Source organism: Akkermansia muciniphila (assembly GCF_002884975.1).
Lineage (GTDB): Bacteria > Verrucomicrobiota > Verrucomicrobiia > Verrucomicrobiales > Akkermansiaceae > Akkermansia > Akkermansia muciniphila_C.
Genome location: NZ_PJKB01000001.1, coordinates 1397027 through 1417656 on the forward strand (window position 1 = coordinate 1397027; position 20630 = coordinate 1417656).

Here is a 20630-nt window from a genome sequence, read left to right on the forward strand (position 1 = left end):
CCTCAATGGCAGAATCCGCGTTCGGAAGTTTCCACAAACTCAACGATTCTCTTCAGGCAGGGATTTTCCGCATAGTCCGAATTCCGGAGTTCCTCAATCGCTTCCTGAACGGACAGCTTCTTGTTGACGAAAAGCTTTTTGTAGCACATGCGGACGGCCCGCAGGTCTTCCTCGGAAAATCCGCGCCTCTGCATGCCGATGGAGTTGACGGAGCGCGTCACGGCCGGATGGCCTTCCACAATAGTGTACGGCAGCACGTCCTGGGATACGCGGGCCATGGCTCCCACCATGGAGTGCTCACCGATGCTGGCGAACTGGTGCACGGCGCAGCATCCCGCCAGAATGGCGTAATCCCCCACCGTGACATGGCCGGCAGCGGTGGCGAAGCCGGAGAAAATCACATGATTGCCGATCTGGCAGTCGTGCCCGGCATGGCAGGATACCAGAAACAGGTTGTTGCTGCCAATCCGCGTGGCGCCGCCAATGTCCGTGGCACGGTTGATGGTGGCGTTTTCACGGAAGACGTTGTTATTCCCCACTTCCAGGTAGGTCGGTTCCCCCTGGTATTTCAAATCCTGGCTTTTCAGGCCGATGACGGAAAAGGGAAAGAACTCGTTGCCGCTGCCGAAGGAGGAAGGACCGTCAATGACCACATGGCTGTGCAGCACGCAGCCGGGGCCCAGCTTTACATGTTCTCCGACAACGCAAAAGGGACCGATTTTAACATCATCCGCTATTTCCGCAGTAGGATGCACTACTGCCGTTGGGTGTATTTCTGACATGGCTGGGGCAAGTATGAAACAAATTCAGGTGATTAAAAGGCTAAATCCCGCTCGGAATGCCTTTTTGTCACATTTGTCCGGAGGCGCTGACGTACGCCTCCATCTCCGGAAGCCACGGAATAAGCAGCACGTACATGATCTGAAGACACAGGATGATGAGCACCAGCGCCATTACCACCTTGCGGAGGGTGAGGGAGTCATTCAGAACGTCCGTAGTGCCCAGTTTCCTGTCCCATGGGGTAAAGCCGAAGCGGCGCACCCACCACCAGGAGAAGAACAGGGCCAGCACCATCAGGGAGGGGGCAAAACAGCCCAGTCCCAGCACCATGACGAACAGGGAGCGCCTGAACGCCGTGGAGAAGGGGAGCCGGCTCCCGCGGTAATCCCTGACGGAGACGCCCAGCATGGCTTTCCCCGGCGTGGTGCCCAGCGTTCCCAGAAAGGCGGTTTCAATGAGCACCATCGGCAGACAGAGGTAAAGAAGGGCTTCATAGGAGCCGGGAAGAAAATCGGGGCTAAAGCCCAGGCCCAGTATCCTGAGCACGGCCAGATACAGCGTCATGTGCATCATTACATCCGCCATTCTTCCCAGAAAACGCACGTACGGGTACGGGACCACCATCACCACGTCCTCCTCCTGGTCCTTTTCCGCTTCTTCTTCCGTCACGGATTCCCCGTCTACGGGTTCCGCTACGGAGATTTCCGCGGCCTCATCCTCCAGAGCATCTTCCCCGGCCTTCCGCCGTTCCTCCTCTTCCGCCCGGATGGTGAACATTTCCTTCAGCACCGGGAGGTCATGGATGCGCACCCATTCCACGCAGCCGGCGTGCCACGCCCGGGCGTTTTCCGGAATGAGGCCCGCCTCCAGCATGGAGATGACCTCCACTTCCGGCAGGGGCCCCTTCTTTTCATGATCCTGAATCCAGTAAATATCCATGGGCGGTTTCCTGTTACATGCTGCGCAGGGAGCGGGCCGGGTCCTGGCGCGCCGTGATGAGGGCCGGAATGATGGAGGCTACTACGACCATGACAAAGGCCTTCACGCCCTGCCATGCCAGTTCCCCCCAGTCAATCACCACCGGAATATTCGCCGTGCCGTGGAACGCCACGGGGAACGGGTCAAAGCCTATTCCCGCCAGAAAACCCTGAATCTGCATGCGGTATTCCAGCACCAGCAGCCCCAGGCCCACGCCCAGCAGAGCCCCCACAAAGCCAATGATGACCCCCTGCCACAGGAAAACGCGCACTACCTGGAACGGCGTAGCGCCCAGGGCCTTCATTACGGCAATCTCCCTCTTCCGCTGGATGGAGACGGTAAACATCACCGCCATGATGCAGAAGGCGGAAATCAGGGAGATGAAGGAGAGCACAAAGCTCATCATCATGCGCTCCTTCTGCATGAGTTCAAACCATGCGTTAAAGCGGTCATGCCAGGTTTCCAGCGTCCACGCGGAAGAGGGCTTTTCCTTTTCCAGCGCCTGCATCACGGGAGCCAGCATGGTTTCCACATGGTAGGGATCATTTACGCGCAGGGCCACGGCCTGCACCACGTCATCCTCATAACCCAGCAGTTCCTGGCCAATGACCAGCGGAATAAACAGGTCCGGGCTGGGCGTATGCTGGGAGGCCCGGTAAATGCCGATCACCTCCAGATCCTTCGGCATGACCAGTTCCCTGATCTTGCGGAAGCACTCCATATCCGCCTCATTCCGCTGTCCGGCCTTGAAGCCGCCCAGAATGGTTTCCCACTCCTTGCGGATGCCTTCCGGAAAGGCCACGGTGCCGTCATCCAGGGCTTCCCCGTCATTCAGAACGGCCAGCAAATCCATCAGGCCGGAGCGCTCCGCATCCCTGCGGGGGACGGAGAGCAGGCCATTGAGCAGGCTGAACACATGGTCCACGGAGGCCTTTTTGGCCACTTCGCGCCCCTGCTCCGCTTTCAGGGACTTGCCCCATTCCTTCAAATCGTTGAGTTCACGGGCGTTTTTCTCCGCCAGTATGGGCAATTCCGTCTGCTGGTAGGCGTGGGAAATCTCCTGGAAATTGCGGGTGGTGTACACCCGGACCACATCCCCCACGTTCAGCCCCATGTTTTCCGCCACAATGGAGGAGACCACGGCCTTTTCCCCCATGTCCAGGTCCGCATTGCCCGCTACCACCAGGTGCTTCAAATCTTCCAGCTGGGCGGCGTTTTCCGTATCAATGGCCCGGAAAAAACACGGCCTCTGCCGTCCCTGCACGTCCACCAGCGCGTAGTCTTCTATCAGGGCGTAAGTGGACTGGACGCCGGGAACGTGTTTGAGCTTCTCGCTCAGCTCCATCCAGTCCGGAATCACCTCCCTCACGCCGAAGTCATTCCTGTAACACACCTGGACGTGCGGGGAATGCGCAAACAAGTTCCCCTGGATTTCCTTCTGGAGGCCGCCCATCACGGACAGCACGACAATGAGCACCATCACCCCCAGCGATACGCCCAGCAGGCAGATCAGGGTGATGATGGAAAAGAAAGTCCGCAGCGGGTTCAGATACCGCAGCGCCAGGCTCAGGCTGATGTACCGGCTCAATAGGTTCTTCATGAATAACGCGGCACACCTTGCCTGAACGCGGCCCCCTTTCCAAGCTTAAAACATGTTCCGGGGAAGGCCGCCCGCTACTTGGCGGCGGCAGGCTGCCACTCCGTGCACAGCCAGCGGGCCATGGAGGCGATCACCTTCTCGCAGGCGGGGAGGGAATCCTTTGAATCCATGACGAATACGGAGACGGCCATTTTCCGGCCATTGGGAAGAACGATGATGCCTACGTCATTAACGGCGGCGATCACGCCCTCCGGAGTGGTGAAGCCCGATCCGGTCTTATGCGCCACCACATAATCCTGCGGCAGCTTCCCTTTCAGGCGCGTGGCGCCCGTAGAGCAGCCGGCCATTATGTCCCAGAGAAAGCGCTGCGTGCCCTTGTTCAGGATTTTACCCTCGTCAAACGCGCGCAGCAGGGCATTCATGGCTGACGGACGGCTGGAATTGACATACTGCAAGTCATGGTTCCGCAGCATTTCGTTTTCCGTAAAGCGGACGTTGATGCCGCTGATTCCCCATTCCTTCAAATCTTTCTGCACCGTCCCCGTCCCGCCGATGAGGGCAAACAGAAGGTCGCAGGTGTTGTTGTCGCTCTCCTGGACGGTCACGCGCAGCAATTCCTTTAAAGAAAAGTCACCGCCCTGGGGAAAGCGCTCCCGCAACGGGCTCCACGTGTCTTTCAGCAACTGTTCCGGGCGTATATGGATGATTTGCTCCAGGTCCAGCTTTCCCTCATCCACCTGCTTCAGCACAGACAGGGCAAGGATGAATTTAAAGACGCTCTGCATGGGATAGGCCGCTTCATCTCCAATGGATACGGTTTCCCCCGTGTCCAGCATCACCGCCGCCATGCCCACGCGGGCTTCCAGGGAATGCGCCAGCTTCTGCACGGTAGCGGAATCACCCGCGGGAGCCGCGGCCAGCGCGGGCATAACGCCCAGAGAAAGAACGCAGGAGCACACCATGCAACTACGCAGGAAAGAACCGGTAAGAGTCATGGGCGCCATTCCATACCACGCCCGTAAAAACAGCAACAGCAATCCATGCACTTCCCCCCTTTTTTCCGTCATCCGCAAGCCGGGCAGAAACCTTGCCTCCAGGCGCTCTTCCTGATAAGAAAGGAGGCATGCCTCCCGTCCTTTCGGAAACCCTCGTCTGGTGCGTCACCCTGCTGCTCTTCGGCATGGGGCTGATCGGCACGCTCATTCCCATGCTTCCCGGCATCATCATCATTGCGGCAGGCTGCATCTGGCAGGGCGTGATGGGCGCCGGACGCCTGGAGTGGTGGGGCTGGACCGTGCTGGCGCTGCTGGTGGCGGGAGGCCTGGTCATTGACAAGCTTTCCGGGGGCATGGGGGCCAAAAAGTTCGGCAGCACCGCCGCGGGCATCTGGGGGGCCATCATCGGCGCCGTGGTGGGCGCCATCCTGTTCACCCCCATCGTGGGGCTTCTGTTCATGCCGTTCCTGGGGGCGCTGCTGGCGGAACTCATCTTTGCCAGAAAGGACATCATGGCCGCGTTCAAGGCCGGTTCCGGAGCGGCGCTGGGAATGCTCACCGGGCTGCTGCTGGAATTCACCTGCGGCCTGCTCATCATCGCCTGGTTCTGCTCCTGCTACTTCCTGTTCTGATAAAAAAACGTTTCAGGCACGTATCTTTCCTGAAGACGGCCACCCTCTTCAGGAAATAACCGCCAGCATCACCATGAAACATCTTTCTTTCCTCTGCCTTCTCCTGGGCGCGGCTCCGCTCCAGGCATCTCCCGCTCCCATGCAGGTCACCTCCACCGAACCGGCACGGCAATGGACGCAAGGGTACGGCACGGGCAACGGCAGGCTGGGCATCCTCTCTTTCGGCACGTTTCCCAGGGAGACCATCGTTCTCAATGAAGGAAGCATCTTCGCAAAGAAGAATTTCCAGATGAAGGAAGGCGCCGCGCAGGCGCTGGACAAGGCGCGCCAGCTTTGCCGGGAGGGAAAATACCGGAGCGCGGACCAGGTGTTCCGGAAGGAGATTCTGCCCTCCGGAAGCATTGCGGGAGATTACCAGCAGGGCGGCCTGCTTCAGGCGGAGTTCCAGGGGCTGCCCTCCCCCGCCTCCTTCCGGCGCACGCTGGACATGCAGCGGGGAAAGGCCTCCACCCGCGTTCAATTCGGCACCGGAGAACTGGTCACGGAAATTCTGGCGGCTCCGGCCGCGGACTGCGCCGCCTACCACATTACCTGCACCATTCCGTCCGGGTGCCGCATTTCCCTGAATTTACAGCATCCGGACCCGTCAGCCCGCATTACCGCGCGGCCGGACGGATGGGTGCTGGAGGGACAGGGGAGCAATGGTGGAACACGGTTTGAAAACCGGGTAGTCATTCTGGCGCCCGGCGCCGCCATCTCCCGCCGGGAGAAGGAGATTATTCTGGATTCTGCCCGGGAGGTGCTGGTGCTTTCCTCCACCTCCACGGATTACAACCTGCGGAAACCGGAGGCCCCGCTCACGGGAAGCCTGGCAGACAAGAACGGCCGTCTCCTGAAGAAGGCGGAAAAAATGGGGTGGAAGAAACTTGCCCGGGAAACGGAAGATTATTTTTCCCGCCTCATGCTGCGCTGCCAGGTGGACCTGGGGGACTCCCCGCCGGAGGTTTCCGCCATGACCACCCCCCAAAGGCTGGAACGCGTCAAGCAGGGGGGGAAGGACCCGGACTTGCTGGAACAGCTTTTTCAGTTCGGCCGCTTCTGCACGATTGTCCATACCAGGCCGGGCCAGCTTCCATGCGGGTTGCAGGGACTGTGGAATCCGGAACTGCGGGCGGCGTGGATGGGCTGCTATTTCCTGAACATCAACAGCCAGATGAACCAGTGGCCGTCCCACGCCACCGGGCTGGGTGAATTCCAGCAGCCCTATCTTGATTTCGTCCGGAGCCTGCTTCCCTACGGGGAAGAATTCGCACGCTTCATCCGCCGGGACGGCTTCTGCTTCGGCCATTATACGGACTGCTGGAAGCATACCTATTTTTCAGGCAACAATCCGGAATGGGCGGCCAGCCTCATGAACGGAGCGTGGACCAGCGCCCACCTGGTGGACAGCTACCGCTTCACCGGAGACAGGCGGGACCTTGCAAAGTCAATGCCCATCCTGGAATCCAGTGCGCGCTTCGTCATGTCCTGGTTTGAGGACGACGGTCAGGGCCGCTACCTTTCCGGCCCGGGCGTCTCCCCTGAAACCGGGTTCTACGCGCCGGACGGCACGGGCCCCAAAACGCTTTCCTATGTCTCCCTCGGCAATTCCCATGACCAGCTTCTGGGGCGCGAGGCGCTCCGCAACTACATTTACGCCTGCCGGGAGCTGAATGTCCGTACCCCCACCCTGGTTAAGGCGCTGGACTTTCTTCCGAAGATTCCCCAGCCTGCCATTGGCCCTGACGGCCGCGTGCAGGAGTGGCAGAAGCCTTTTGAGGAAATGCAGAAGGGGCACCGCCATATCAGCCACCTTTACGGCCTGTTTCCCGGCACGGAATGGAACGTGCTCACCACGCCGGAATATGCGGAGGCCGTACGCAAGTCAGCGGATTTCCGGCGCAAATACGCAGACATGGGGAACAACGGCATCCGCACCGGCTGGAGCACCGCCTGGCTCATCAACCTTTACGCAACTCTGGGGGACGGGAACGCCGCGGAGGACCGCATGTACACGATGCTGAAACATTACATCAATTCCAACCTGTTTGACTTTCATCCCCCGTTCCAGATTGACGGCAACTTCGGCTTTACCTCCGGAGTGGCCCAGTGCCTGGTCCAGAGCCAAATCATGCAGGACGGGTTTCAAGTCATCCTTCTGGCTCCGGCCCTGGCGGACGGCTGGAAGAAGGGTTCCGCCACGGGCCTGTGCACCCGGGGCGGGCTGAAGGTGGACCTGCGCTGGGAAAACGGCCGGGTTCAGGCCACCGCTACAGCCAGCCGTCCCGGAAAATTCCGTTTCATGCACCGGGGCCGCAAGAAAGACCTGGTGATGAAAAAGGGCCAGACAGAGAAGATCAATTTTCCTCCTTCCACCGCCGGTACTCTCTAAAACCGGCCTTCCCCAACTTCCCTCATGAATCTCTCCTCCTCCCTGATCAAATGCGGGCTGCTCACCGCCGCGGCCTGCCTTTCCCTGGGCTCCTGCTCCAAGCTCTTTCCACCCTGCGGAAGCGGGGAAATTCCGGAGACGGAGCAGACGGAAACACTCCTGAAAGCGCACGTAACCCATCTGGCGGACACTATCGGAGAGCGCAACGCCTACAAGCCCGGCACTATGGAGCGTTCCGCCCGCTACATTGAAAAAACCCTGGCGGACATGGGCTATACCGTCACGCGCCAGGCCGTGGACATTCCGGTTTCCCAGGAATTCGGCGCCGTGAAGGACAGGACGGTGTACAACCTCATTGCCACCAAAAAGGGAACTTCCCCGCGATCCAAAACGCTCATCATAGGCGCGCATTACGATACCAAGGTGGGCATGGACAACTGGCACGACCACGGTCCCGCCAGACCAGCCCGCACCGGAACGCCGGGAGCCAATGACAATGCTTCCGGCGTGGCCGCCCTGCTGGAAACGGCGCGCGCCCTGGCGGCAACTCCCACCCTGCACGACGTGTGCCTGGTGGCTTATGCCAATGAGGAGCCGCCCTTTTACCAGACGCCCTCCATGGGCAGCGTGGTGCACGCCAAATCCGTCGCCCGCCATCCGGGCAAAGACAGAATCATCGGCATGATTGCCCTGGAAACGCTGGGCTGCTATTCCCCGCGGGTGAACAAAAAACGCCAGTCAGCCGTGGCTGCCGAATTAGCCGGGCTGCCGGACCGCTGCGACTACGTGGCCTTCATGTCCACCAACACGGGCCGCAAGCTGGCCCGTTCCTGCGCGGAGGAATTTGCCGCTTTGAGCCGCTTTCCGGTACGTTCCGCCGTATTCCCGTATTACACCCGCGGCGTTTCCTGGTCAGATGACTGGGGATACATGAAGGAGGGCATTCCCTCCTTTGCCGCCACGGACACGGCCTTCCTCCGCTGCGATGACTACCATGAAACCAGCGACACGGCTGAAAAGCTGGATTATCCCCAGTTTGCGGAAGTCGTGCAGGGCCTTTCCCAACTCGTCATCTCACTCGCCAATAAACCATGAGCATGAAGCTTGCCTTCCTCCTTCCCGCCCTTTTCCTTGCCTTCCCTCACGGCGATGCCGGAGCCGCGCCATTTGAACCGTCCGTGCTGGAGGCCCTCCAGCCGCCCGCGGGACACGGAACCTTTCATTCCGGGTGGATTTCCCTGGGGCTCAAGGCGGCGGACCTGGAGGAAAAACAAGTATCCCCCGGACATATTACGGACGTGGGGGAAGCGCAGATGCGGCTCTACTTTCCCGCCGGATGGAAGCCGCAGGACAGGCGCGCGGCCCTGTGCGTTTTTCCGGGCGGGGGCTATGCCATCCAGGCCATTGAAAAGGAAGGCGGCCATATCGCCCGCTGGGCGGCGGAGCACGGCATGGTGGGCGTCGTCGTGAAGTACCGCGTTTCCGGGAGCAATGATGCCGTCGGCAGGTTTCCCGGCCCGCTGCTGGACGCCCGGCAGGCTCTGCGCGTAACGCGCCGGCATGCCTCCGCTCTGGGGGTTGACCCGCACCGCATCGGCGTCATGGGCTTTTCCGCAGGGGGCCATCTGGCAGCCATGGCCTCCACGCTCTGGAACCGCCCCCTGCCGGAAGAAGCGGAAAACCCGCTGAAAAGCGTTTCCGCCCGGCCGGATTTCTCCATGCTCATCTATCCCGTCGTCACCATGGAGCCACAAACCACCCACGGGGGCACCCGCAGCAGGATTCTGGGGCCAGCCCACGGTGCGGACCTGGCGGAGCTGTGTTCCACGGAACGGCAGGTGACGGCGCAGACGCCGCCCGTGTTCCTCGTCCATGCGCTGGACGACGGCGTAGCCAGCGCCAACAGCAGGCTGATGGAACAGGCCTGCCGGGAAAAGGGCGTTCCCGCCAGCCTGCATTTTTATCCTTCCGGAGGGCATGGGTACGGCATGGAGAAGCGCGGGCAGCCCACGGACAAATGGCCGGAGGCCGCGGAGGAATGGCTCTCTGAACGGGGAATTCTCTCCTCCCGGTGCGCCCCGTGCGGGAATGCGCCCTCCGGCCCGGGCGCCGCACCCGGAACACGGCGGGAATGAACGCGCTAGGCCCTGATTGTGCCGCATCGCAGGGTTGACCGCACCCGGACCCGGTGCTACCTTTTCCGGGCATGAGTGCGCCCGAAAAGAATTATAAAGACACCATCCTGTTGCCGGAGACCGGCTTCCCCATGAGGGGGGATCTGACAAAAAACGAACCCGTACGCCTGAAAAAGTGGGAAGACACCGGACTGTACGAACGAATTTTGTCCCGCAGGATTGACCAGGGCGCACCCCGGTTCCTGCTTCATGACGGCCCCCCCTTCGCCAACGGCGACGTGCACATGGGCACGGCCCTGAACAAGATTCTCAAGGACCTGGTCCTGAAGTCCAAGACCATGGCCGGTTACGCCGCGCCCTACGTTCCCGGCTGGGACTGCCACGGCCTCCCCATCGAATTCAAGGTGGTGCAGAAGGCCCGTGACCTGGATGCGGCTGAAATCCGCCGCCGCTGCGCGGAATTCGCCAAGGGCTTTATTGACATTCAACGGACTTCCTTCCGCCGCCTGGGCGTTTTCGGTGACTGGGAGCATCCCTACCTGACGATGAAGCCGGCGTATGAAGCCAACATCCTGCGCGTGTTCGCCAAGCTGGTGGAAGACGGCGCGGTTTACCAGAGCCGCAAGCCCGTGCAGTGGTCCTACGGGGCCTACACCGCGCTGGCGGAAGCGGAGATTGATTACAAGGAGAAGGTCAGCCCCTCTGTGTTCGTGCGCTTCCCGCTGCTGGACAACCCGCTGGGACTGAAAGCCTCCATGGTGATCTGGACCACTACCCCGTGGACGCTGCCCGCCAATGTGGGCATTGCCCTCCATCCGCGCTTTACGTACGTGGCCGGCAAGTTCATGAAGGACGGCCAGACGGAAACCCTCATCATCCTGAAGGACCTGCTGGACGCCTTCGCGCAGAAGACGGGCTGGGCCCTGGCGGAAACCATCCGCGAGTTCAAGGGCACCGAACTGGAAAACTGCGAAGCGCAGCACCCCTTCCTCTCCCGCACGTCAAAAATCATTCTGGCGGACTTCGTGACCACGGACACCGGCACGGGGGCCGTCCACATCGCGCCCGGCCATGGCTCGGACGACTATAACGTGGGGCGCCAGTACGGCCTGCCCGTTCTCTCCCCCGTGGATGACGACGGCAAGTACACGGAAGAAGTGGGCGTTCCGGCCCTTGTAGGCAAGCACGTGTTTGACGCCAACAAGGATGTCATCGCCATGCTGGAGAAGGATAACAACCTCTTTGGCGTGGAGGAATACCGCCACCAGTATCCGCACTGCTGGCGTTCCAAGACGCCCATCATTTTCCGCGCCGTGGAACAGTTCTTCATCTCCATGGACAAGCTGCGTCCGCAGGCCCTGGAAGAGATCGACAAGGTGCAGTGGCTCCCCGCCTGGGGCCGCAACCGCATTTACGGCACCGTGGAGGCGCGCCCGGACTGGTGCATCTCCCGCCAGCGCACCTGGGGCGTGCCCCTGCCCGTCTTCTTTGATGAAAACGGGAAGGCCGTTCTGGACGCCGCCGTGGTCCGCAAGATCGCGGACATGGTGGAGGCCCACGGCTCCAACATCTGGTTTGAACTTTCCGATGAAGACCTGTGCGAACGCCTCGGCCTGCCGAAGACCTGGAAGAAGGGCAAGGATACGCTGGACGTCTGGATCGATTCCGGCTGCTCCCACATGGCCGTCATGGATGCCCGCCCCGGCCTGGACGCCCCGGCGGACCTGTACCTGGAAGCCACGGACCAGCACCGCGGCTGGTTCCAGAGTTCCCTGATGCTCTCCGTCGCCTGGCGCGGCAAGGCCCCGTACAAGGCCGTGATGACCCACGGCTTCGTGGTGGACAAGGACACCGGGAAAAAGACCTCCAAGTCGGACGCCAAGAGCGGCAAGCCCATTGACGCCGCCTATTATTATGACAAGTACGGCGCGGACATCGTGCGCCTGTGGGCCGCCTCCGTGGACTGGCAGAATGAAGTCCCCTTCGGGGAAGACCTCTTCAAGCAGGTCACGGAACCCTACCGCCGCCTGCGCAACACCCTGCGCATCCTGCTGGGCAACATCAGCGGATTTGACTTCGCCACGCAGGCGGTCGCCCCGGAACACATGCCCATCCTGGACCGCTGGATTCTGGAACGCCTGAACGCCGTCATCCGGGAAACCCTGAAGGCGTATGAAGCTTACGACTTCCGCAAGGCGTTCAGCGTCATCAACCAGTTCTGCTCCAGCGACCTTTCCGCCCTGTACGTGGACACCACCAAGGACCGCCTGTACTGTGACGCCGTCACCTCCGTGCGCCGCCGCGCCACGCAGACGGCCATGACCATCGTCTTCCGGGCGCTGTGCCGCCTGCTGGCCCCCATCCTGGCCTTCACGGCGGATGAAGCCTGGGAATACGCCGGGTATGAAGGCAGCGTGCATGAACAGGACTTCCCCGCCCCGATGCCGGAATACGACACGCAGGAGGCTTCCTCCGCCATCTCCCGCCTTCAGGAAATCAAGTCCGTCATCCAGGTAGCCATTGAAGAACAGGTGAAGGCCAAGGCATTCTCCAAGAACAACGAGGCTTCCATCTCCCTCACCGTCCCGGCCAACGAAAGCGAGGACGTGGTGGCGCTGCTGGAAGACCGGGCCTTTGCCACGGAGTTCTTCATCATTGCAGACCTGGACGTGAAGAGCGGACCGGAACTGGCGGCAACCGCCGCCAAAACGGAACACGCCATGTGCCCGCGCTGCCGCCGGTATGAACCTGTGGAAGACGGCTGCGAGGTGTGCGGACGCTGCGCGGAAGTCCTCTCCTGAACGGCAACCACTCCACTCCCCGATCTTTATATGGACACCCAGACGGAAAAGGAACCCGCCCCCCATAAGAAAACGCTTCCCGGCTGGCTCTGGTGGAGCCTGCTGGGGCTGGGGCTTTATGCCCTGGACCAGGCCAGCAAGCTGTGGATCATCCACCGCTTCCCGCTGAACTACCTGAACGAAAAAGCCCAGAAGTACGCGTACCTGCCTGACTTCCCGGGCTTCCACCATGTCAACGCGGACGGAACGCTTGACTTCGCCACGAACGCGCGCGTTCCGGCGGCGGACCTGGCGCAGTTCCCGGACCTGAACCCGCACACGGTGGACGCCCTGAACAAGCTGAGGGAGCTGGAACCCATCTCCTTCCTGGACGGAACGGTGAACATCACCCGCGTGCACAACACGGGCGTGGCCTTCGGCATGGGGAACGGAACGGTGTGGTCCAGCTACCTGTTCCTGGCCATTCCCGTGCTCGCCATCGTGGCCCTGATCGTGCTCTACCGGAAAAACTTCTTCCATACGGTATGGCTCAAGCTGGCTTACGTGCTGCTGCTGGCCGGGGTGGCGGGCAACCTGACGGACCGCCTCATGCAGGGCTTCCTGATTCCCTACGAACAGACGCACGGCTTTTTCACGAAGCTCATGAACGGCTACGTGGTGGACTTCATTGACGTAACCATCCCCGTCTTCAATTACCGCTGGCCCGCCTTCAACGTGGCGGACTCCTGCATCTTCGTGGCGGCGATCATCTTCTTCATCGCCAGCATCTTCTCCGCCAGAAAAAAAGAGGAAAAACCATCCTGAAACGACCATGACCATCCGGACCGCCATTCTGTCAGGGCTGCTGTTGTGCGGGGGCATTGCCTCCGGCAAGGATGAACTGTCCTTCAAGGAAACGGTGGTTCCGGTGAAAGTGGCTCCGGACCAGGACAGCATCACGGCCTCCTTCCCCTTCACCAACACCTCCACCGCTCCCGTCACGATCAGCAAAATCCACGTCTCCTGCGACTGCACGACCGCCGGGGCGAAGGATGACAAGCTGACGTACGCCCCGGGGGAATCAGGCGTCATCAGCGCCGTGATGAAGACCGGCAATTTTTCCGGCACGGTGGACAAGGACATGACGGTGCACGCCAACGGCTCCGCGTACAAGCTGGTGATACGGGCGCAAATCCCGGACATCATCCGCATGGAGCCCCGCAAGCTGGAATGGACCAGGGGGGAGGCCCCCTCCTCCAAGACCATTAAGATCACCATCTCCAGGGAACTGCCCGTCAACCTGACCACGGTGGACCTGACCGGGGACGCCTTCAACTATGAACCCGTCACCGTCAAAAAAGGCAGGGAATACAAGATCATCGTGACGCCCAAGTCTACGGACAAGCCCGCCTTCAACACCATCTGGGTGCGCACGGATTCCACCGTGCCGCGCTACAAGCGCCAGATGGGGTTCCTGACCATCAAGGAAGACTGACCGCCCTCCCCGTTCCGCCATGAGAGACGCCCTTTCCACCGCCCTGAAGCTCCTGCTGGCCGTATTCCTGCTGGCGGTGGGCATTGCCGCGCTGGACCTGCGCGTCTTTCAGCCGTTCCGCACGCCGCCCTGCAACCCGGAGACGCTGGAGGAAGGGCACATATGCCTGTCCCAGGTGATGAAGGAATGGCCGGGAAAGGTCATCTGGATAGACGCCAGAAAGCAGGACGACTTTGAACGCCACACCGTAACGCAGGCCCCCGTTTACCCCGTGCGCCCAGCGGACGCCAATTACCAGGAGCTTCTGGCGAACGCCATGGAAGCCCTGATGACGGCGGAAGACAGGGGCTGCTGCATCGTTATTTTTTGCAGCAGGGACTGCACTTCCAGCGCAGCCGTAGCCAATGAACTGAAAAAGCCGGAATACGGCATACGCGCGCCCATCTTCATCCTGGAAGGCGGGTGGGACGAACTGCGCAAAGAACCCTCACTCGTACCATAAGCCATGCTTGACACAGCAATCATCCGCCCGCAGTTTCCCATCCTGGAGACCAGCGTGCACGGCAAACCGCTCATTTACCTGGATAACGCGGCCACCACGCAGAAGCCCCTGGCCGTCCTGGACGCCACCCGGAATTATTACGAGACCCAGAACGCCAACGTGCACCGCGGCTCCCACTACCTGAGCCAGCTGGCTACGGAAGCGCATGAAGAGTCACGGGAAACGGTGGCCCGGTTCATCAACGCTCCGGAAACGGCGGAAGTCCTGTTCACCTCCGGGTGCACCATGGGCATCAACCTGGCGGCGGACACCATCGCCAAATCCGGCATGATCCAGCCGGGGGACGAGGTCATCCTGACCGCCTCCGAGCACCACTCCAACATCGTCCCCTGGCAGATGCTCTGCGAGCGGACGGGCGCCGTCCTCAAGGTCGTCCCCCTGACGCCGGGCCAGACGCTGGACATGGAGGCTTATCAAAAACTGCTTTCCCCCCGCACGCGCATCGTGGCCGTGGGGCACGTTTCCAACACGCTGGGCACCGTCAACCCCGTGCGGGAAATCACCGCGCTTGCCAGGGAAAACAGGCCTGACACCATCGTGCTGATTGACGGCGCGCAGGCCGTCTCCCACATGAAGGTGGACGTGCAGGAGCTGGGCTGTGACCTGTACGCGTTCTCGGGGCACAAGCTGTACGCCCCCACCGGCACCGGGGTTCTGTGGGGAAAACGGGAGCTGCTGGAAAAACTGCCGCCGTGGATGGGCGGCGGAGAGATGATCAAGGAAGTCACCTTTGGCAAAACCGTCTACAACGATATTCCCTTCAAGTATGAGGCGGGAACGCCCAACGTCGGGGGGGCCGTCGGGCTGGCCGCCGCCATCCGCTACGTCTCCGGGCTGGGGATGGACAACATCGCCGCCCATGAACAGAAGCTGACGGATATGGCCGTGGAGGGGCTCAAGGCCATGCCGCGCCTGATCGTGCTGGCTCCGGACGTGCCGCACAGCTCCGTGGTTTCCGTCCTGGCGGACGGCATCCACCACTATGACCTGGGCACCCTGCTGGACCAGATGGGCATTGCCGTACGCACCGGGCACCACTGCTGCCAGCCGCTCATGTGCGCCCTGGGAACCACCGGGACCACCCGCGCCTCCTTCGCCCTGTACAACACGGAAGAGGAAGTGCAGACTTTCCTCAAATCCATGAACAGGTCTCTGGAGATGCTCTCCTGACCTCCGCGCCCGCAGCGGCCTTCCTCCCTTTTTTCCATCATGAAAACGGCTTCCGCCCTTCTTTTAGGCCTTGTCCTGGGCTTTTCCGGCTGTTCCCTGCACCAGCAGCAGGGCACGGCGTACACCCATTACCAGGATGACGCTGCGGCCATCCGGGAGGCTCACGCCGCATGGCTCATTCTTTCCGACCCGCGCCGCAGCAGGGAATGGCCGGAAGCCAGAAAGAAATATAACGCGTGCATCCGGGAACTGGCCGCGCACCTGAAAGAGGCCAAACGCGAGGGCGGCATGAATGAGAAGACGCGCCGGAGCCTCCCCTTCATCATTGAAAAAGCCCCTTACGCCAAGGACAGCAACCCCTGGTTCTATGAAGCCATCTACATGTCTGACGAGGTGGACCCCACCTTCCGCCTGCGGGAGAGCGTAACCGTGGAGGGCATGGGCATTCCCCTGGCGGGACTGGCGCCCCAGGGCGTTTCCCAGCCTCATGCCAATGTATTGAAAGACAACGGCAACGTGCACACGCTGACGGCCATTCTGGATTTTGACCGCATGGTGGACGGCAAACCGGTGCTGCGCACCATCCCGCGCCTGATGAATGAGCACGTCTTCATCGGCAAGAACAAGGTGCGGCAGCCTCTGGCGGCAAACTTTTCCGTACCCATCGCCCTGTTCTGGAAGCTTTCCGACGCGGACGGCACGGAGCTGCTGGGCGCGTTCCGCCCCAAAAAAGCCATCAATACGATGGGGCTGTATTTTTCCGAACCGTACGATCCCAAGAAAATTCCCGTGCTGTTCACCCACGGCCTGATGTCCGGTCCCGCCACCTTCGCCAACCTGACCAACCGCCTTCTGGTGGACCCCGTCATCAGGGAAAACTACCAGTTCTGGTTCTTCGGCTATCCGTCCGGGCTGGCCTGGACCATCCCGGCCAGCAGGCAGCGGGAAGCGCTGGAGGAACTGATGAAGGAGTACAATCCGCGCGGAACCTCCAAAGAGATGAACAACATCGTCATGGTTGGGCACTCCATGGGCGGCCTCATCACCCGGTTCAACAATTCCACCAAGCCGTGGACGCTGATGAAGGGGCTGTTTGAACTGCCTCCGGAGACCTTTGCGGACATGACGCTGGAAAACTGGAAAACCGGGCTGGAACCCCTGCATTGTGACGAGCACACGCTGGAACAGCTCCAGACCAATTTCATCTTTTCCCCGGCCAGGGGCGTCACGCGCATCGTGTACATGGCTACGCCCCACCGCGGCTCCACCTTTGCGGACAACTGGATAGGGCGGCTGGGCCAGCGCCTGATAGACCTCCCCGCGGACATGCTGGAAGAGGTCACCCGCATCGCCACCCTCAGCCGAGGCATGTTCCTGCTGAACCCCCTCCAGCTGAAGGACGAGCTTACCAGCATCCGCCAGCTTTCCCCGAACTCCTCCTTGGTCAAATACATGTCCGAGCTGCGCGGCTCCCCTTCCGTTCCGGTTCATTCCATCATCGGCGACAGGGGCAGGAATGACACGCCCCACTCCTCCGACGGGGTGGTGAAGTACCGTTCCTCCCATCTGGACTGGAGCGTGAGTGAAAAGATCGTCCCGTCCGGACACAGCGTGCAGGACGACCCCGCCGCCGCCGTGGAGCTGCGGCGCATTCTCCGGGAGCACCTGGCCAAGGTCAAGGGCCGCCAGGCGCTGGAGGAAGCGGACGCCAAGGCCGCCACCCCGGTGTGGCAGACCAATCCCGCGCCGCCCATCATCCTGAAGAGGCCGTAAAGCGGGCATTCCCCGGCTCCGGAACATGAGACAACGCTTGTTTCTTCCCGGGAGCCCCGTTCCCCATTCATCCGGGCGGCTTTTCCGCCGCCTCCCTCACCGCCGGAAAAAACACTCCGCCCCTCCTGGCGGGAACGGGCATGCCGGGTCCGGGAAGAAGAAAAAATATTCCTCCACCCTGCAATATGCCCCCTTATAGAGTTGCTTCCGGCAGGGGATTCAAGCTAGAATATTTGCCAATACTATTTCCCCCTCCTCCATGCCCGACGACGATTCCCATTCCATGGACCAGATTTCCGCCCTCTTCCCCCAGCTGGAAAACATCCAGCTTGTCGGAACCAAAGGCCCCCAGCAGATTTTCACAGCTACCCTGAAATCCAACTTTGCGCCCGTCATGCTGCGGGTGGTCCCCACGGAAGAAGCCGGGGTCTTCGGCTGGGACCCGGAATTCCTCGTCCGCTCCCTCACCATCGTGGAACAGGCGCACCAGGGCCTTCTGCGCGTTTATGAAGTGGGGCAGGCAGGGCCGTTCACCTTCATCATTTCCGAGCATTCCCCCTATCCGCGCCTGGCGGACCTGGACCAGCTCCCCCAAATCCCCCCCCAGGCGGCGCTCAACCTGGTCCGGAACATGGCGGAAGGGCTGCTGACGCTGCACCGCAAGGGCATCTTTCACGGAGGCATCACGCCCAAGCTGATCTGCCTGAGGGCGGACGGCGGAGACGCCCTGCTGCTGCCCATCAACATTTATCCGGCCCAGCCCCCCGTGGACATGGGGGATTACGCTTCCCCGGAATGGGTCACCGGGGCGGAGGCCTCCTTCACGCCGGGTATGGACATTTACGCCCTGGGGCTGACGCTCTATATCCTGCTGACCCGCAAAACGCCGATGGAAGCGGGCTTCGCCATGCCTTCCACCCTGATCAAGTGCAGTGACGCCGTGGATGCGGTGGTTTCCCGCGCCATCAATCCGGACACCCAGGAACGCTACCGGAACCTGGGGGATTTCATCACGGACCTGGACAAGGCGATTGCCAACCCCACGGGCAGGAGCGCCGCCGCCCTTCCGGTCACGGGCGCCTCCCCGGCGGTCCCGGCCCTGAATACGCAGAAAGGGCAGTCCAATATTTACTACTACCTCATCCCGGCCCTGATCGTGGGCATTGTGCTGACTTACACCTGCATCCTGTACAAGAAGGATGTGGCCAGAATGCGCAATGACTACAACGAGCAGGTGCAGAAGGATAATAACGCGAAGGCGGACGCCGCGCGAAAGGCGAACCGTGAAGCGCGCCGCCACGCCCCGGCAGTTCCTGCGCCCGCCGCCCCGGCCCTTGCGGATAACGCCGCCCCAGCCCCGGTCCTTCCCGTGCCGGCTCCGGCCGCGCCTCCCGCTCCCGTACCGGCAGCCCCCAGGCCTTCCGGTGAACCCGGCAAGGTTAACTGGAGCCTCCAGCCCGGCGTGAAGGTGCGCCAGAGCTCCAACCGCAACATGCTGGGCGCCTACGGTCCGGAAAAAGCCGTTGACGGCAATACCAGTTCCGAACTTGCGGATGTCTCCATCAGCGCCACCGGCGTGGTGGAGGGGAAAAACGCCTGGTTCGGCATCGACTTCGGCCAGGAGACCAACCGAACCGTGGAAAAAATAGTCATTTACACTCCCGCCAACCTGACCCTGCTGGGAACGATGGAGGAATTCAAGGTGCTGTTGTACGACAATGACAAGAACGTGCTGGCGGAAAAGACCTTCACCACCACCACCTCGGAAAAATCCACCAACGTCACCACCTGGAAGCTGGACGCTCCGGTCAAGGCGCGCGCCCTGCGCGTGGAATCCACCAATCCCGCCCGCCCGCTGGCGCTGACGGAGGTGGAGGCCTACGGCCCTGAAGAAGAGCCGGACGCGCCCGCTACCGCCCCTGAGGAAGAATAATGACTGAGGAACCGCCTCCAGCCGGGCTGCCGCCCCTGCGGAAGACCGGCGTTCTCCTTTTCCTCCTGTGCCTGTTTGCGCTGGCGCTGGCAGGAGGCACCCTGTACCTGGTTTTTCATGACCTTCCCCTGATTCAGCAGGCCATCGCGGAAACAGTGGCCCAGTCAGTGAAGGAGCTTCAGGAGGGAGGAAGCGCCGCCGCCTCCCTCACCCAGGTGAATGCAGGGTCCACAGCGCCCTTTACCATGGACGGCAGCCTGTTCTACCTGTGCACCGCCGGGCTGGTCGTTTGCTGGCTGATGCTGGTTTACCGCCTGGCGCAAAATGCGGAAACGGTGAAAAAGGGGGCCCTGCGCTGCACGCCCCTTCTCTGCGTCCTTTCCTTTTTCCTGCCCGTGGGCAATATATGGATGCCCCTTCAAGCCATGCTGGACATCAACAAGGCCCTCTCCTCCCCCGGCCCTTCACGCGGAAAGGGCTGGATATGGACGGCCTGGGCCGTTAGCGTGCCGGGGTCCCTGCTCATCTTCCTGTATACGCTGTGCCAGCCTCTGGCCGGCTTCTTCCAGACCTTCCGCGCCTGGGCTGAAGAAGACCCGGGGAACGCATTTGCACTGGACCGGGAGCTGGAAGCCCTGATGAACGGCATGGTGCGGCCCGTCATCATGTACAACGGCATGGCCTTTATTGCATGCCTGCTGGCTTCCGTGCTGATGATGCTCCACTTCCATTCCCTGCAAAGGCGGCTGGCAGTCCGCTGACCTTTCCGCCGGGGCAATATGCCTTTACCGCAGACATCCGCCGGAAGCACGGACAGGTTTGGCTTATCTTCTCTTCCCTCCCCCTTATCCGGCTATCCGCAATTCTCCGGAAAAGCCTGTTGAGGCAGGGAGCGGAGAGCCTTTCCCATCAGTTCCTTTCCCCCATCCGGGAATACCTCCTTCCGGGCATGAAAAACCCGGCCGCGCCTCACGGCGGGCCGGGCCAGCAAAAATAGCAATTCCTCCGGTTAGCGCTTGGCGGCTTTCACCGTCATGGCGTCCTTGCCGATGCGGCCACGGAGATAATGAAGCTTGGCGCGGCGGACTTTGCCGCGGTTCACGACTTCAATCTTGGCGATGCGGGGGGTGTGCAGGGGGAACACGCGTTCCACGCCTTCACCGTAGGAAATCTTGCGCACCGTAAAAGCTTCATTGACGCCGGAACCGCGCTTGGCGATCACGATGCCCTGGAAAATCTGAATACGTTCCTTGCCGCCTTCAATAACACGAGTGTGAACCTTGATGGTATCACCTACGTTAAATGCGGTCACATCCGCCTTGAGTTGCTCCTGCTCGATTTTGTTGATAATGTTCATCTTGTGTTA

17 protein-coding genes are annotated in these 20630 nt (G+C 61.3%); 12 read left to right on the plus strand and 5 right to left on the minus strand.

Annotated elements, in window-relative coordinates; translation table 11 throughout:
• Window positions 1-2 precede the first annotated feature (2 nt).
• From lpxA to bla, 4 genes are all read right to left on the minus strand, one after another.
• Window positions 3-782 (minus strand): acyl-ACP--UDP-N-acetylglucosamine O-acyltransferase, encoded by a 780-nt coding sequence (gene lpxA, locus CXU21_RS05660; RefSeq protein WP_102725347.1) that lies wholly within the window; start codon window positions 780-782, stop codon window positions 3-5.
• Window positions 783-849: 67 nt separating this feature from the next.
• Entirely contained in the window at window positions 850-1719 is an 870-nt protein-coding gene (locus CXU21_RS05665; RefSeq protein ID WP_102725348.1) for an RDD family protein, read from the minus strand.
• A gap of 13 nt (window positions 1720-1732) precedes the next feature.
• Window positions 1733-3358, minus strand: coding sequence for an FtsX-like permease family protein (locus CXU21_RS05670; RefSeq protein WP_102725349.1), 1626 nt, complete (start codon window positions 3356-3358; stop codon window positions 1733-1735).
• A gap of 74 nt (window positions 3359-3432) precedes the next feature.
• Window positions 3433-4353 carry a class A beta-lactamase gene (gene bla, locus CXU21_RS05675; RefSeq protein WP_180972676.1) on the minus strand — a complete coding sequence of 307 codons (921 nt, stop codon included), beginning with the start codon at window positions 4351-4353 and terminating at the stop codon, window positions 3433-3435.
• A gap of 128 nt (window positions 4354-4481) precedes the next feature.
• Between bla and CXU21_RS05680 the strand changes: the two genes are divergently transcribed.
• From CXU21_RS05680 to CXU21_RS05735, 12 genes are all read left to right on the plus strand, one after another.
• Window positions 4482-4985, plus strand: a complete 504-nt coding sequence (locus tag CXU21_RS05680; protein ID WP_102725351.1) for a DUF456 domain-containing protein — start codon at window positions 4482-4484, stop codon at window positions 4983-4985.
• A gap of 73 nt (window positions 4986-5058) precedes the next feature.
• Entirely contained in the window at window positions 5059-7416 is a 2358-nt protein-coding gene (locus CXU21_RS05685; protein ID WP_102725352.1) for a glycosyl hydrolase family 95 catalytic domain-containing protein, read from the plus strand.
• A gap of 24 nt (window positions 7417-7440) precedes the next feature.
• On the plus strand, window positions 7441-8511 hold the full coding sequence (locus CXU21_RS05690; protein ID WP_102725353.1) for a M20/M25/M40 family metallo-hydrolase: 1071 nt from the start codon (window positions 7441-7443) through the stop codon (window positions 8509-8511).
• Window positions 8508-9551: an alpha/beta hydrolase gene (locus CXU21_RS05695; protein WP_102725354.1), complete on the plus strand. Its 1044-nt coding sequence runs from the start codon at window positions 8508-8510 to the stop codon at window positions 9549-9551. Before CXU21_RS05690 ends, CXU21_RS05695 begins: the two co-directional genes overlap by 4 nt.
• Before the next feature lie 71 nt (window positions 9552-9622).
• Window positions 9623-12352 (plus strand): isoleucine--tRNA ligase, encoded by a 2730-nt coding sequence (ileS, locus tag CXU21_RS05700; protein ID WP_102725355.1) that lies wholly within the window; start codon window positions 9623-9625, stop codon window positions 12350-12352.
• Between the two features lie 30 nt (window positions 12353-12382).
• Window positions 12383-13156 carry a signal peptidase II gene (locus CXU21_RS05705; RefSeq protein ID WP_102725356.1) on the plus strand — a complete coding sequence of 258 codons (774 nt, stop codon included), beginning with the start codon at window positions 12383-12385 and terminating at the stop codon, window positions 13154-13156.
• Between the two features lie 7 nt (window positions 13157-13163).
• On the plus strand, window positions 13164-13826 hold the full coding sequence (locus CXU21_RS05710) for a DUF1573 domain-containing protein (protein ID WP_102725357.1): 663 nt from the start codon (window positions 13164-13166) through the stop codon (window positions 13824-13826).
• Between the two features lie 19 nt (window positions 13827-13845).
• Window positions 13846-14328: a rhodanese-like domain-containing protein gene (locus tag CXU21_RS05715; protein WP_102725358.1), complete on the plus strand. Its 483-nt coding sequence runs from the start codon at window positions 13846-13848 to the stop codon at window positions 14326-14328.
• A gap of 3 nt (window positions 14329-14331) precedes the next feature.
• Window positions 14332-15558 (plus strand): aminotransferase class V-fold PLP-dependent enzyme, encoded by a 1227-nt coding sequence (locus CXU21_RS05720; RefSeq protein ID WP_102725359.1) that lies wholly within the window; start codon window positions 14332-14334, stop codon window positions 15556-15558.
• A gap of 39 nt (window positions 15559-15597) precedes the next feature.
• Complete coding sequence (locus tag CXU21_RS05725; RefSeq protein WP_102725360.1) at window positions 15598-17331, plus strand: esterase/lipase family protein; 1734 nt, start codon at window positions 15598-15600, stop codon at window positions 17329-17331.
• A 259-nt stretch (window positions 17332-17590) separates the two neighbouring features.
• Window positions 17591-19264: a protein kinase domain-containing protein gene (locus CXU21_RS05730; RefSeq protein ID WP_102725361.1), complete on the plus strand. Its 1674-nt coding sequence runs from the start codon at window positions 17591-17593 to the stop codon at window positions 19262-19264.
• Window positions 19264-20025: a DUF4328 domain-containing protein gene (locus CXU21_RS05735; protein WP_102725362.1), complete on the plus strand. Its 762-nt coding sequence runs from the start codon at window positions 19264-19266 to the stop codon at window positions 20023-20025. Before CXU21_RS05730 ends, CXU21_RS05735 begins: the two co-directional genes overlap by 1 nt.
• 248 nt (window positions 20026-20273) lie before the next feature.
• On the opposite strand, the gene rplS is transcribed toward CXU21_RS05735, so the two are convergent.
• The gene (gene rplS / locus CXU21_RS05740) at window positions 20274-20621 is read right to left on the minus strand and encodes a 50S ribosomal protein L19 (RefSeq protein ID WP_102713861.1); all 348 of its coding nucleotides are present in this window, start codon (window positions 20619-20621) and stop codon (window positions 20274-20276) included.
• Window positions 20622-20630: the final 9 nt, after the last annotated feature.

Coding starts and splice junctions, on each gene's coding strand:
- CXU21_RS05680 (WP_102725351.1), top strand. CDS start 4,482: ATGCCTCCCGTCCTTTCGGAAACCCTCGTCTGGTGCGTCACCCTGCTG.
- CXU21_RS05695 (WP_102725354.1), top strand. CDS start 8,508: ATGAGCATGAAGCTTGCCTTCCTCCTTCCCGCCCTTTTCCTTGCCTTC.
- bla (WP_180972676.1), bottom strand. CDS start 4,353: ATGACTCTTACCGGTTCTTTCCTGCGTAGTTGCATGGTGTGCTCCTGC.
- CXU21_RS05705 (WP_102725356.1), top strand. CDS start 12,383: ATGGACACCCAGACGGAAAAGGAACCCGCCCCCCATAAGAAAACGCTT.
- CXU21_RS05720 (WP_102725359.1), top strand. CDS start 14,332: ATGCTTGACACAGCAATCATCCGCCCGCAGTTTCCCATCCTGGAGACC.
- rplS (WP_102713861.1), bottom strand. CDS start 20,621: ATGAACATTATCAACAAAATCGAGCAGGAGCAACTCAAGGCGGATGTG.
- CXU21_RS05710 (WP_102725357.1), top strand. CDS start 13,164: ATGACCATCCGGACCGCCATTCTGTCAGGGCTGCTGTTGTGCGGGGGC.
- CXU21_RS05725 (WP_102725360.1), top strand. CDS start 15,598: ATGAAAACGGCTTCCGCCCTTCTTTTAGGCCTTGTCCTGGGCTTTTCC.
- CXU21_RS05730 (WP_102725361.1), top strand. CDS start 17,591: ATGCCCGACGACGATTCCCATTCCATGGACCAGATTTCCGCCCTCTTC.
- ileS (WP_102725355.1), top strand. CDS start 9,623: ATGAGTGCGCCCGAAAAGAATTATAAAGACACCATCCTGTTGCCGGAG.
- lpxA (WP_102725347.1), bottom strand. CDS start 782: ATGTCAGAAATACACCCAACGGCAGTAGTGCATCCTACTGCGGAAATA.
- CXU21_RS05690 (WP_102725353.1), top strand. CDS start 7,441: ATGAATCTCTCCTCCTCCCTGATCAAATGCGGGCTGCTCACCGCCGCG.
- CXU21_RS05715 (WP_102725358.1), top strand. CDS start 13,846: ATGAGAGACGCCCTTTCCACCGCCCTGAAGCTCCTGCTGGCCGTATTC.
- CXU21_RS05735 (WP_102725362.1), top strand. CDS start 19,264: ATGACTGAGGAACCGCCTCCAGCCGGGCTGCCGCCCCTGCGGAAGACC.
- CXU21_RS05670 (WP_102725349.1), bottom strand. CDS start 3,358: ATGAAGAACCTATTGAGCCGGTACATCAGCCTGAGCCTGGCGCTGCGG.
- CXU21_RS05665 (WP_102725348.1), bottom strand. CDS start 1,719: ATGGATATTTACTGGATTCAGGATCATGAAAAGAAGGGGCCCCTGCCG.
- CXU21_RS05685 (WP_102725352.1), top strand. CDS start 5,059: ATGAAACATCTTTCTTTCCTCTGCCTTCTCCTGGGCGCGGCTCCGCTC.